Source organism: Metabacillus rhizolycopersici (genome assembly GCF_020075705.1).
The window spans coordinates 37,068-49,402 of sequence record NZ_JAIQUM010000043.1; the positions used below are offsets into that span (position 1 = coordinate 37,068).

11 protein-coding genes and 1 pseudogene are annotated in these 12,335 nt (G+C 35.8%); 4 read left to right on the forward strand and 8 right to left on the reverse strand.

Annotated elements, in window-relative coordinates; genetic code table 11:
• Position 1: 1 nt before the first annotated feature.
• Positions 2-553: a hypothetical protein gene (locus K9V48_RS17435; protein WP_224140325.1), complete on the reverse strand. Its 552-nt coding sequence runs from the start codon at positions 551-553 to the stop codon at positions 2-4.
• A 65-nt stretch (positions 554-618) separates the two neighbouring features.
• Positions 619-1,254: a BMQ_0737 family morphogenetic spore coat protein gene (locus K9V48_RS17440; protein ID WP_224140326.1), complete on the reverse strand. Its 636-nt coding sequence runs from the start codon at positions 1,252-1,254 to the stop codon at positions 619-621.
• A gap of 161 nt (positions 1,255-1,415) precedes the next feature.
• Here K9V48_RS17440 and K9V48_RS17445 point away from each other — a divergent pair, with 161 nt between their 5' ends.
• Both K9V48_RS17445 and K9V48_RS17450 read left to right on the forward strand, forming a co-directional pair.
• A complete protein-coding gene (locus K9V48_RS17445) occupies positions 1,416-2,444 on the forward strand; it encodes a hypothetical protein (protein WP_224140327.1) in 1,029 nt (342 codons plus the stop codon).
• Complete coding sequence (locus K9V48_RS17450) at positions 2,434-2,850, forward strand: M67 family metallopeptidase (protein WP_224140329.1); 417 nt, start codon at positions 2,434-2,436, stop codon at positions 2,848-2,850. Before K9V48_RS17445 ends, K9V48_RS17450 begins: the two co-directional genes overlap by 11 nt.
• Before the next feature lie 848 nt (positions 2,851-3,698).
• On the opposite strand, the gene nadE is transcribed toward K9V48_RS17450, so the two are convergent.
• The 6 genes from nadE to K9V48_RS17480 form a co-directional block, all read right to left on the reverse strand.
• Positions 3,699-4,520 carry an NAD(+) synthase gene (nadE, locus tag K9V48_RS17455; RefSeq protein ID WP_224140330.1) on the reverse strand — a complete coding sequence of 274 codons (822 nt, stop codon included), beginning with the start codon at positions 4,518-4,520 and terminating at the stop codon, positions 3,699-3,701.
• Positions 4,521-4,532: 12 nt separating this feature from the next.
• A complete protein-coding gene (gene nadD, locus K9V48_RS17460) occupies positions 4,533-5,147 on the reverse strand; it encodes a nicotinate (nicotinamide) nucleotide adenylyltransferase (protein ID WP_224140331.1) in 615 nt (204 codons plus the stop codon).
• 273 nt (positions 5,148-5,420) lie between these two features.
• Positions 5,421-6,899, reverse strand: coding sequence for a nicotinate phosphoribosyltransferase (locus K9V48_RS17465; RefSeq protein ID WP_224140332.1), 1,479 nt, complete (start codon positions 6,897-6,899; stop codon positions 5,421-5,423).
• A 92-nt stretch (positions 6,900-6,991) separates the two neighbouring features.
• Entirely contained in the window at positions 6,992-7,540 is a 549-nt protein-coding gene (locus tag K9V48_RS17470) for a cysteine hydrolase family protein (protein WP_224140334.1), read from the reverse strand.
• Between the two features lie 53 nt (positions 7,541-7,593).
• On the reverse strand, positions 7,594-8,373 hold the full coding sequence (locus tag K9V48_RS17475; protein ID WP_224140335.1) for an NUDIX hydrolase: 780 nt from the start codon (positions 8,371-8,373) through the stop codon (positions 7,594-7,596).
• 235 nt (positions 8,374-8,608) lie between these two features.
• The gene (locus tag K9V48_RS17480; RefSeq protein WP_224140337.1) at positions 8,609-9,328 is read right to left on the reverse strand and encodes a 3-ketoacyl-ACP reductase; all 720 of its coding nucleotides are present in this window, start codon (positions 9,326-9,328) and stop codon (positions 8,609-8,611) included.
• Positions 9,329-9,764: 436 nt separating this feature from the next.
• Between K9V48_RS17480 and glnA the strand changes: the two genes are divergently transcribed.
• Positions 9,765-11,129, forward strand: a complete 1,365-nt coding sequence (gene glnA / locus K9V48_RS17485; RefSeq protein ID WP_224140339.1) for a type I glutamate--ammonia ligase — start codon at positions 9,765-9,767, stop codon at positions 11,127-11,129.
• A gap of 524 nt (positions 11,130-11,653) precedes the next feature.
• A pseudogene (locus K9V48_RS17490) lies at positions 11,654-12,335 on the forward strand (IS200/IS605 family accessory protein TnpB-related protein); the annotation flags it as partial.

Genomic DNA, 12,335 nt, shown 5'->3' on the forward strand with positions numbered 1-12,335 from the left:
GTTAATTTCCACTCAAATTTATTTGATTGATTGCAGGAATACCATCATTAAATTCATCACAATAGGTAAATCCCATGATGCTTCCAGTGTATGGTTCACTCGGAATCCACTTAGCCTGAAAGTTTGAAAACGAAATGATTTGAGCAGGTGAAACCGATTCTTTCCCGACCGGTTTTAACCAATATTCTTCTTTATTTGTGTGATCGTTTAATCGTTCCCATACGTCATTTGTTTGCATGGCAAGTGTTGTATTTTTATTGATATATTTTCCAGAAAAATGAAAAGGGGAATCTTGGGACAGTTTTAGGCAAATATAAGGTTTGTTAATGGGGATATTTCCAATATTATGAATATGATAAGTTCCAATGATCAGGCTTTCAGATTCTTTTTCGTGTGAAATGTTTGTTGTATAGGTGAAATAGCTCAGTATTTTCAATTCATTACTTTGAAAAGAAGAGGAAATTAATTTTTTTATTTCATTCAAGTAAGATGTTGTCTCTTGATTAAGCTGTTTTATCTTTTCTTGAAATTTCACCGTGTTATTTTTCTCCATTGAATAGCACTCCTTAGAAAAAAATAAGAGAGAGGAGATTCTCCTCTCTCTTACCATATGCACACTTACTCTGAGTCATCACCATTATCAGGGAATAATACAGGGCATTGTGGTGGCATTACAGGTGATGGGCAAGCAGGAGTTGGAAGGATATCTCTTGGTTGGCAGAAGTCTGCGACGATTTCAAGTGTTACAGGGAATGTTGATTGAATACTTTGGCATAGACGTACTGTAACTTGTGCATCAAATGTATCAGAAAGTAAATCACAATCAAACGTACAGATGAAACAATCTAAATCAGTATAACTAACTAAGATATCAGTGCCAGTTGGTGCACATAAAAACACCTGTTCACAACGTGAGAAATCAAAAGAAGCTTCTTCAGTGCCAGTTGCTGTAGGGAAGAAAAATGTTACTGTGAAATTTTTGCGGATTGTTACTAACTGAAGTGTAACTTCTGTTCCATCGATGACAAACACTCTGTCCTCGCGGGGGCCAACAGCAACGGCTGGACCTGCAGTTACTTCACATGTTACTGGTCCTGTTATTTCTTCACATGTTAATGGATCTTCACCAATAATCGGCAAAGCCTCACCAACAAATGTTAAATCGAATGTAGCTTCATTAAGAATCCAATCATATACCTTCGTTGTGTTAATACAAAGGAGCTCCTGTCCTCCTGTTAAACTTTTTGCTTGCATATAGCAAACACCTCCGAATTGGGATTAATTTCTTATCACTTATAGCATATGTATAGTAGTAAAAATGGTTCTTCACGAAGTAATCGATTATTAATTTGTGTTTTTGCCATGTATGAACGATTACTAACAAGAATAAGTTTGTATAAAAAGGGTGATAAGTGATGGAAGATCCCAAGTTGACCAGCACTGAAAAGATAGATCGGTTAAAGCAAAAACTCGCAACGTATAAACAAACGTTAGAAACAATAAAGGCCGGTGATGTGGTTGAGGATTACCTACTAATGAAAAATGAAGATAAAGCGATTAAAAAGCAGGTTTTCACACTAGAAGGTGAAGTGAAAAAGATGAAGGAAACACGGGATTTTCAAATAGATGAGTATGAAAAAAGAGCTGAAATCATCTCTGTCCAAGTAGAATCGGTTAAAGAATCGTTGGGACAATTAGAGGATGATGTGAAATTATTAATAAATACAGTTAACAATTTGAACTTTCCGGACCTTTTATTAAAATTAGAAAACTTGATAAATGCACATAACCAATCTTCAAAAACAGAAGAATTAACTGAAATTAGCAAGCTGAAGAAGGAAATTGAACAATTAAAGAATCAAATTCATCATCGTGAAGAAGTAGTAGAGGATGAGCCAAAAGTGACAGTTTCAAAACTTCAACCATCAGGTTATAAACAGCTTATGAATATGATTCAAACCGCGAAAACAATCGATTCTTCCATTCATCCGCCTAGAAAAATGCTAACTAATCAAGTAAATCCGCTTCAGCAATACCGACAATTTCCTCCAACCGAAGTGATTAAGATCGAACGGGTACGAAAGCAAAATAAAATGAAGACATCTGTTTCATCAAAATACCAAGTAATAAAACCGTCAAAAGACACGAAAAAGAAAAACAACAAAGGAAATGACAAGATTACTTTGAATAATCATCCAGACAATGCTCAAGGGGTAAACGATGTTGAATTCAAAGAGAAGGAACATGACTACCAAGTTCAAGAAGAACGATCCAAAACAAACGAAAGTTCTGCGAGTAGTATATTAAATGACTCGACTGAACAATCACCTAATAAACCTGAAAAAACGCAGCAAATCTCTTCAGGCGGTGAATCTGAAAAGAAGAAGGAAGAGAGACTATCCTTTTTTTCATTTCTACAAAGAGGTAAAAATGATGGAAAATAACAAATTGATTTTTCCTGTATATTGTTATGAAGAGTTAGTAAATCATGGACAATCGCAATTGCCATATGAAGCCTGTGGATTGTTGTCTGGTAGGAATCAAACTGTTCAATCGATATGGAAACTAAAGAATGAATTGAACTCAGATCGCCGTTTTTTTGTTGGGGAAAAGACTGTAAATAAAACTCTGCAATCTATTGCTAAGAGAGAAGAAAAGGTCTTAGCTATCTATCACTCACACCCTACGACTGCACCCATTCCTTCATATACTGATCTGTTGAATCACCCTGATTCGGAAGTGAAAATGATCATTGTTTCATACAAAACAAAAAATCCACTTGTAAAGTGCTATCGTATTCAAAAAAACTCATATAAAGAACTGCCTTTTTTAATGGAACCACTTGTTTAGCCCAAACAAATAACGATCAAGCTACTTATTATAGAGTATATGAGCAAAGGGGATGTAAAAATGAGTAGTGATAACCAAAGGAGAGTTGGGAAAACAGGTGATATCGTAAAAAAATCGACGAGAGTAAAATCTGATTCCACAAATAGAACAAGCGTAGGAAATCTAGTCTGTTGTCGAAAAAAAAGAATGTCGAGCTAAGAAAAGGCTGAAGGGAAAATTACTTGAAATGATGTGGAGAATAATTGTAAGAAGTATGCCAATTTCTTCATTTTAACGACTCCCCAAAAGTTCCCCTAAAAATACAGTTTTTATAAACGATCATATGAGAAGCAGGTTTTTATTAGCCTATCGCAAACCACCGAACACAAGGAAGTCGCTTAATTGTCTTTAGAATCGAATGAAGGCTCTATTAAAAGAAAGGAATCATTTGTCCACACCATTGATCAAGAATTACTTATAATAAACTAACTTGGATAAGGAGATGTTGATTTTGAGTATATATAGTAGTCGAAGAGAAGGTCAGAAAAGTAGTCCAATAATTATAAATAGGAATAGAAAAGCTGTAGATTCAACTACTGTAACAAAACGAAAGGTTGTTAAAGGCGGTTGCTGTTTTAAGAGTAAATAGGTGATCGTATTGATGACTGCATATTTTGTAAATATTTTAAAAAAAGGAAATAAACTCCTTAGCCCATTCTTAACGGGCAGTAAAAGCCCTACCTTAAAATTCAAAGGAAGCTGTGCAGTTAAGAGTAGGGGCGAACTGTCCGTTATAAGATAAAGGTAAGTCCAGCTAGTTGTAAGTAGGGGATGAAGAAAACCTCCCCTGGGGCCAGAGGGAGGTTTTCTTAATTCTTCCACCAAGTATCAAACATACTAGCTGGTAATTCCCGTTTATGCTGAGAAGCCGAATACCGTTTTTCAATCTTATCTGCTACATCTTTATCAACTTGCTTACCCTCTAAATAGTCATCTAACTGATCGTACGTGATCCCAAGTTCGGTTTCGTCAGCTTGCAATGGAGTGTGATCAAGCAAATCTGCCGTCGGTATTTTTAGATATAGTCGTTCAGGAGCATTTAGTGCTTGTAATAGACTTTTTCCTTGGCGCTTCGTTAGACCGGTTAGTGGTAAGAGATCAGCGCCACCGTCACCATATTTTGTAAAGAAGCCAGTAATCGCTTCAGCTGCATGATCTGTTCCAATCACTAATAATCCATTTTGGCCACCAAATGCATATTGAGTAATCATTCGAACGCGAGCTTTTACATTTCCTTTATTAAAATCGGTGAGAGCAACAGAAGCGGTGCTTTTGTATTGATTTGCGAATGTATCAACTGTACCAGAAATATCAAACGTAAAGCTTTCATCTGGTTGAATAAATGAGAGAGCTAGCTGAGCATCATCTTCATCTTTTTGAATACCATATGGAAGACGAACAGCGATAAACTTTGCTTCATAACCTTCATTTCGTAATTCTTCAACTGCGAGCTGTGCAAGACGGCCAGTAAGGGTAGAGTCTTGGCCACCACTAATCCCTAAAACAAAGCCTTTTGCTCCTGTTTTCTTTACGTATTCTTTTAAAAATGTAATGCGTGTCTGGATTTCTTGTTTTGGATTGATCGATTCTTTTACATGTAGTTCGCTCATGATTTGCTTTTGAATACTCATGTAATCTGCCTCCTAAGTATATAAGGATTGATTTTTAATATATTTGTAGCAGGATTCCGGTAAGAGATAACGTGGTTCGCCACCTAAAGAAAGCTCTTCTCTAATATAAGTTGAACTAATTTCCATCGCAAGCCCTTTATCTATTAAATGAAATGTTTCACCATCATCATTATTTCGCAAAATTGGTGAAGAGCTTATTGCTTTTAACATATTTATCCCATCTCTTGCCATAACGATGAATTTGTTTTCTTGAATTAGAAGGTCTGAGTTACCCCATTTACATTGGCCAATATCGATTAATAAATCTGCACCCATAATAAAATAGATCGTATCATTTTTGTATTTATTTTTAAAATGCTTTAATGTTTCGTAAGTCGTTATATTCCAAGCATTTTGTTTCATTTCGTAATCATCAACTATGAACTTATCATTATTTTCTACTGCCAATTCAACCATCGTTAAGCGGTGTTTGTCTTCTGTCTGCATCTGTTTATCTTTTCGCTTACTAGAGCAGGGTAAGAAAATAACTTTATCCAGCTTGCAGCGTTGGAGGATTGTGCTAGCGGTCCAAAGATGAACATTCGTAATAGGATCGAAGGATGATCCATATATACCGATTTTCCCCATAGTTACCCTCCCATAAAATAGGATTAAGAAAAGCGCAAGCGCCTTGATTAGCCTCGGGCAAATAAGACGATCAGGAATAGAAGGTGTTTTTTACCTTCAATTCCTGATTGGCTTATGACCTCGAGGGGCTAGGCGCTGGAGCTAGACAATTCTCGAAGCCTAAACTTATAAATTCTGATATTATAAAAACGTTAAGCGACGGAGTTATGTGGTACATAGATGGGAGTTTAACTAGTTCGCCGCCTTCTGACTTAGCTAAAAAACAGAATGTTGTTATTTGTTGCTACCCGCAATCATCTCGGCAACTTTCTGCTGTACTTCTTCAATATTTTTCATTTTGTTTTCCCAGCATGCTTGACTTAAATCAACCGGGTAATCTTCAGGATGTAACGCACGCTTATATTCATCCCATAATAGGTGTAAGTTTTCCATCGTGTACGTTTGCATCTTTGATATCGCTGGTGTATCGTATACAAGGTTCCCATTTTCGAATATTTTATGATGAAGCTCTTTTGCTTCAAAATTGGTGACAAATTTACTGACGAACGTATGAACAGGGTGGAACATTTTGATTTTATCTTCATTTTCAGGATATTCATCATGAAGGGTAATATAATCTCCTTCAGACTTATTATTTAAGCGGTTGATAATGCGATAAACCTTTTTCAAGCCCGGTGTTGAAACCTTTTCTGGATTTCCGCTAATTTTAATGGTATCAATCATTTGCCCATCTTCATCTTCAATTGAAACGAGTTTATAAACTGCTCCTAATGCTGGCTGGTCAAATGCCGTAATTAGTTTTGTACCTATTCCCCAAGTATCTATTTTTGCACCTTGCGATTTTAAGTTCATGATGGTTTCTTCATCCAAATCATTTGAGGCAACAATTTTTGCATGATGGTAACCAGCATCATCTAGCATTTTTCTTGCTGCTTTTGAAAGGTAAGCTAAATCACCACTATCAAGACGAATGCCGATAAAGTTAATTTTATCACCTAATTCATTTGCAACTTTGATTGCATTTGGAACGCCTGACTTTAACGTATCGTATGTGTCAACTAGAAAAACACAATCTTTATGACGACGTGCATATTTATGAAACGCGATATATTCGTCTTTATATGCTTGAATGAAGGAGTGGGCGTGCGTTCCAGAAACTGGTATATTAAACAACTTTCCAGCTCTGACATTTGAAGTGGCATCAAAGCCACCAATATATGCGGCTCTCGTACCCCAAATGGCAGCGTCCATTTCCTGTGCACGTCGTGTTCCGAATTCCATTACAGTATCTTCGCCAGCTACTTGTTTAATTCGTGCAGCTTTGGTTGCAATTAAGGTTTGATAATTCACGATGTTTAAAATAGCTGTTTCAATTAATTGCGCCTCGGCTAAAGGTGCTTCGATTCGAATAATCGGTTCATTTCCAAATACCATTTCGCCCTCAATGACAGAATAAACGTTTCCTGTAAACTTGAGAGCTTTCAAATAGGTTAAAAAATCATCGTCGTAGCCTAATTCATCACGTAAATAGGCAATATCAGATTCGCTAAAGGCGAAATTCTCTAAATATTGGATAATTCTTTCAAGTCCTGCGAAAACGGCATATCCATTCCCAAAGGGAAGCTTACGAAAATATACTTCAAATACTGCTTTTTTATTGTGGATATTATCTTCCCAATAAGATTCAGTCATATTTATTTGATATAGATCTGTATGAAGCGCTAAACTATCATCACTGTAGCTGTTACTCATCATCATGTCCTCCAGTATAGAAATCTAATGTTCATTGTACGTCCTGATTAATTGTCATTTTTTTATCATTAAGGACGAGAAGTAGACCGGGATTATACGACTTTCGCGTTTAAACAATTTTTAAAGTGGTTTAAAGCCCAATCATGGCCTTCGGCGTTAAAGCTTGCAACCGCATTTTCATGAATGACGATTGTAAACCCTTTGTTATATGCGTCAACAGCGGTATGCAAGACGCAAATATCAGTACAAACACCAACGAGATGTACCTCTGTAATTCCACGTTCTCGTAATTTTATTTCAAGATTAGTACCTGCAAACGCACTGTACCGCGTTTTATCGATCCAATAGACGTTCTCTTTCAATTTATTCTTTTCAAAAACATTTTGTAGCTCACCATACAGGTTTCTTCCCTCGGTACCACTAAGATTGTGAGGTGGGAACAACTTAGTTTCTGGATGAAGAGAGTCATCTTCATCATGAATATCAATAGCAAACACGACATAATCTTCATTTGAAATAAAATCTTTCGTAAGTTGAACAATCTCTTTTTCAATATCCTGCCCAGGCTTACCGCATGTTAACGCACCATCTTCAGCAACAAAATCAATCGTGTAATCAACATTAATTAATGCTCTTTTCATTATAACGGCCTCCTAAATAATTAAAGTACTTAACAACCATTAAGCATATAGACTTAATATCTTGCCGTATAAATAGGTCTGACAATATTCATTTCATCAGCAAAGCGATAAAGCTGAGTAGGGGTTTTCGATGTTCGTTGTGTTTTTTGCCCAGAAACCTCTTCAATAAAGGGAAGAGTCTTAATTTTTCTTGAAAATGCTTGTTCACTTGTAACAGCAGGATCGTTTGTTACAGTTTTTAATACAGCTTGTAATTCAGAATACGTAAATTGTTCCTGTAAAAAGCTTTTTGCTACGATTGTGTGGAGTAAATCATGTTTAATGACTTCGATTGCGTCTCCAATGATTTTGTGGTGGTCAAACGCTAAGTTGAGATTTAGCACGTCATCAATTGAAAATAACTTTACGTCATCAGCATCATCATTTGCTTTTCGTTTTGAAAGTTCATGTTCTGAAACAATGGCATAATGTGCGTTTGAGATAATCCACCCACGAGGGTCTCTACCTGGCTTGTCATATACCCCAAAATGCTTAACATGGAGGCATTTAACACTTGTTTCTTCTTCAAGTTCTCTTCTAGCGGCATCTAATGCTGATTCATCCGGCTGCACGAATCCACCTGGTAATGCCCATTTACCAGCTTCAATATTGGTATGGCCCTCAGCGTTTAGTTGGGCTCTTTTTATTAGCATCAGCATTAAACTCATCTGAGGTGGCTTAAATTCTCCTATTTTAGAGGAGAGGATGGTAAAAACAGCGATGTCAGAAGTATACCCATCAGGAGTGCGATATTGTTTTCGATCATATTGTTCTAAGGCTTCTTTATTTGACATGATGCTGCGCTCCTATAATCATTTGGTTTTATCAATTAACAAATTGTTAATTGTTAATTGCATTATATGTTATTATTTCCAATAAGTCTACAATAATAATCAAAATAGTGAAAAAGTTCCATGAAGTGAAATGCGGAAGGTTGAAGGGGAAGAGTTTGGTTCAACAAGAGGGAGGGGGAATGAAAAAGAATAGAAGAACCAGCACTTCAAAGATGAAGGCTGGTTTCATTCGGTCTTAAGGATTTGTTGACCAAAGTCCGGCAGACTTAATGAAAATACGTGGGTGTAATTTCAATTGAGCAATCATAAATTCTGCTAAGTCTTCTGGTTGCATTACTTTCTCTGGATTTCCATCAGTTAAGTTTTCCTTAAATGCTAAATCAGTTGCAACAGTGCTTGGAGTAAGGGCCGTAACACGGATATTATGTTTGCGAACCTCTAAAGCCAATGATTCGGTTAGTCCAAGAACACCGAATTTAGAAGCGCTATATGCACTTGTAACAGGAGCACCTTTTTGGCCAGCAGTAGAGGAGATATTGATAATGTCCCCGCCATTTTTTTCAATAAGTTGCGGAAGAACAGCACGAGTTACGTAGTAAACGCCCATTAAGTTTATATCAATAATCTGTTTCCACTCTTCTGGTTCAAGTTCAAGGAATTTTCCGAATTTCCCAGTTCCAGCATTATTTATAAGTATGTCAACAGGACCGAGCTTGTTTTTAAGGCTTTCAACGGCTTCATTTACTTGTTCGATTGAAGAAACATCAGCTGTTGCATAAGCCACGTTTACACCAATCTCTTCAATTTCTTTCGCAAGATTGATTAAATCTGATCCAGTACGTGCTATTAAGCCAACGTTCACACCTTCTTTTGCTAATGCGATGGCTGTTGCGCGTCCAATCCCTTTTCCTGCCCCAGTTACGAGAGCAACTTTGCCAACTAATGATTGTGCCAATTTATTCTGGCTCCTTTCAATATGTAAGATTCGGTTTAATCTTACATAAACGGTAAAAGGAATGTCAAAGATTTATGCTTCCCTTATTTAACTATGGAGGTAATTATTTTGTGCATGTTCAATTAAAAGAAGAAGTACATTTTCATATTTCTTCCTGTTTGATCGTTAGTATATGTTCATATTATTGAAGTTACTAGAAACTTAGATTGATGAGAATGAACGGAATAGGGAGCTGTTCATTTGTATGACTAACGGAATTTACATTCAAAAAGGTCCAAGAATCGATGGGAGGATAATTATTTATGATGAAAGCGCTCACTATAAAAGGAGTATAAAAATACAGAAAATTTACTAGAAAACACTTGTCAAATTTACATCATTTAAATATAATAAACCCATGTTATAAAAAAAGACATCGAATGAGAGGTTTTATTACATGGCTGAAGCGGTTATTTCAAAAGAGAAAAATGATGCAGAAATTCTTGTAGATATAAAAGAGATTATTCAGTTGAAAAACGTAGAGTTAATTCATTTACAATTTGTAGACATAGAAGGTATTTTAAAAAGTATTACAGTTACTGTTGATCAATTTGATGATGTAATAGAAGGAAAGCAAATGTTTGATGGTTCATCTGTAAAAGGTTTTTCACCTATTAATAAATCAGATCTTTATTTAATCCCAGATTACTCAACGTTCGCAGTGTTACCTTGGACAATTGAAGAGGGGTATTCAGAAGCACGTTTCCTATGTTCCGCAGCAAACCCAGATGGAACTCCTTTTGAAGGTGATACTCGTAACGTTTTAAAAAGAACGGTAGAACGTGCTGCTGATAAAGGCTATTCGATCTCAGTTGGTCCAGAATTAGAATTCTTTTTGTTTAAAGCAGACGAAAATGGAAATCCAACAATGGAATTAGGCGATAATGCAGGATACTTTGAGCCTTCACCTAAGGATTTTGGAGAACGTGTTCGTTTAGAAATTTACCGTGCTTTAAAAGCAATGGGCTTTATTATTGAAGCATCACACCACGAAGTAGCTGAAGGACAACATGAAATTAACTTTAAATATGCAGATGCTCTTGGTGCAGCAGACATGTCAACAACGTATAAATGGGTTGTTAAAACAATTGCGCAGAAATTTGGCTTACATGCGACGTTTATGCCGAAACCAGTATTCGGAATTAATGGTTCAGGTATGCATGTAAATATGTCATTCTTTAAAGATGGAGAAAATGCATTCTATGATCCAACAGATGATTTACAATTATCACAAGAAGCTTACCAATTTATTGCTGGTTTAGTAGAAAACGTAAAAAGCTTTACAGCGATTACTAATCCACTAGTAAACTCTTATAAGCGTCTAGTACCAGGATATGAAGCACCTTGTTATATCGCTTGGTCAGCATCGAACCGTTCGGCGTTAATTCGTATTCCAGCTAAAAAAGGAATGGCAACTCGCGTTGAACTTCGTTGTCCAGACCCATCAGCAAATCCATACTTAACGTTTGCTGTTATTGCATCAGCAGGTCTTGATGGAATTGAAAAAGGTTTACAAGCACAAGCAGCGATCAATGAAGATATTTTCCATATGACAGAAGAGCGTCGTGCTGAATTAGGTATTGATAATCTTCCTGGTAGCTTAGTTGAAGCTGTCAACGAATTAGAAAATGGAGAAATTGGTCGGAAAACTCTTGGTGAGCATGTATTCAGTGAATATGTTGCCGCGAAAAAAGAAGAATGGGATAGTTACCGCACAGCTGTACACACTTGGGAATTAACAAATTATCAATCTAAATTCTAATCTAAAACACGAGGTAAGCAGTTGATGTTCAGATCGACTGCTTATTTTTTTATGTATAAACAAAATTAACCATAATTTCCAATTCTAAATATTATATAGCATAAAATATAATTATTAAAAATTTATAATATTGGTTATTAAGATAAACATGTTAATTAAAACGATAATCAACATTGATTTATAGGTACAAGATTTTAAATGTTCAATTTTGAGACATTGCGAAGGAGGGTATCCGTTTTTTATGATAGATTTATAACCAAAAGAGTATTGGAGGACAATTTCAAAATAAAAAAATGGCATTTTGATAATGGTTCAAAAAAGAAAGTTCGAGAATTCAAAAGAAAGTGCCGTACTTTTATCTTTTTTAGTCAGAAGACCTCCATCTTCAAGACGAGATAGCGGATAAGTGGGGGATGAATGGCTCTTTTTTTCTTTTAAAAATATTTTTGCTCAAATATGGTAAATGAGATCATTTTTTTGTTATACTAACCTTATCGAATGTATGTTCTGGAGGTGGGTGAGAAATGAAAAGGGCTTATTTTTCAAAAAGAATCTATAAAAATACGTTGCCTAAAGTATGTATAGATGCCATTTTCCACTCCCTTCTTTTGTTTAATCGCGCGAAACATTTTGCTTTTCAAACACAAGTGGTAGAAAAGCGTTCAGGGAAAAGTAAGCGAGATATATCTCTTCACTTAACAGTAAAAAATCGTTTTGAAATGAACGATTATTACACAAATTCAGTTGTTCAGGAAGCAAATGCTTTGATGGCATCTCAAAGTGAACTGAAGAAAATGTACATTTCTACGAAGGAAGAACAAATCAAATCCGTCAAAAAGAAAATCAAAGTGACAAAAAGTAGAGTCACCACGCTAACCAAAATCAAACGCTCGTTCATCAAAGGAAAACCATCCTTTACTAAAACCTCCCGGGAACAACAAAAAGGAAACTTTTTTGTCGTAGAGTTCAAAAAGAAAACGGATATTTACTATCATGCATATCAATTTGAACATCACTATTTAGATATCCAAATAGAAGCCCTTAAGAACCGATTAGGTCGATTGGAATTCCGTTTAGATCGACTTCAAAAACAACTTAAATCTTTAAGAAATAATACAAAAAGTGTGGTTTTTGGTGGCAAAAAACTGTTCAAAGGACAGCACACCTTACATCATTATCGAAATAACCATAAACTGTGGGTAGAGG

What these genes read in the sequence shown, in the direction of transcription:
- K9V48_RS17435 (WP_224140325.1), bottom strand. Translation starts at nt 553, where the DNA reads ATGGAGAAAAATAACACGGTGAAATTTCAAGAAAAGATAAAACAGCTT.
- K9V48_RS17440 (WP_224140326.1), bottom strand. Translation starts at nt 1,254, where the DNA reads ATGCAAGCAAAAAGTTTAACAGGAGGACAGGAGCTCCTTTGTATTAAC.
- K9V48_RS17445 (WP_224140327.1), top strand. Translation starts at nt 1,416, where the DNA reads ATGGAAGATCCCAAGTTGACCAGCACTGAAAAGATAGATCGGTTAAAG.
- K9V48_RS17450 (WP_224140329.1), top strand. Translation starts at nt 2,434, where the DNA reads ATGGAAAATAACAAATTGATTTTTCCTGTATATTGTTATGAAGAGTTA.
- nadE (WP_224140330.1), bottom strand. Translation starts at nt 4,520, where the DNA reads ATGAGTATTCAAAAGCAAATCATGAGCGAACTACATGTAAAAGAATCG.
- nadD (WP_224140331.1), bottom strand. Translation starts at nt 5,147, where the DNA reads ATGGGGAAAATCGGTATATATGGATCATCCTTCGATCCTATTACGAAT.
- K9V48_RS17465 (WP_224140332.1), bottom strand. Translation starts at nt 6,899, where the DNA reads ATGAGTAACAGCTACAGTGATGATAGTTTAGCGCTTCATACAGATCTA.
- K9V48_RS17470 (WP_224140334.1), bottom strand. Translation starts at nt 7,540, where the DNA reads ATGAAAAGAGCATTAATTAATGTTGATTACACGATTGATTTTGTTGCT.
- K9V48_RS17475 (WP_224140335.1), bottom strand. Translation starts at nt 8,373, where the DNA reads ATGTCAAATAAAGAAGCCTTAGAACAATATGATCGAAAACAATATCGC.
- glnA (WP_224140339.1), top strand. Translation starts at nt 9,765, where the DNA reads ATGGCTGAAGCGGTTATTTCAAAAGAGAAAAATGATGCAGAAATTCTT.